We start from the raw sequence: 214 nt of genomic DNA, 5'->3' as shown, positions 1-214 counted from the left end.
CGGACGAGCCTTCCTCAGGAAACCTTAGGCATTCGGTGGACGGGATTCTCCCCCGTCTTTCGCTACTCATACCGGCATTCTCACTTCTAAGCGCTCCACCAGTCCTTCCGGGCTGACTTCACTGCACTTAGAACGCTCCCCTACCACTGATACCATTGGTATCAATTCGCAGCTTCGGTGGTGTATTTAGCCCCGGTACATTTTCGGCGCAGAG

General features: G+C 54.7%; 1 rRNA gene. It reads right to left on the bottom strand.

The annotated features are described in order from the left end of the window. Positions 1–214 (bottom strand): 23S ribosomal RNA (locus tag MR170_RS32060); the annotation flags it as partial.

It is taken from the genome of Bacillus cereus group sp. BfR-BA-01524 (assembly GCF_022662595.1).
Classification (GTDB): Bacteria; Bacillota; Bacilli; order Bacillales; family Bacillaceae_G; genus Bacillus_A; species Bacillus_A thuringiensis_S.
This window is presented reverse-complemented; position numbering and strand designations above follow the sequence as displayed.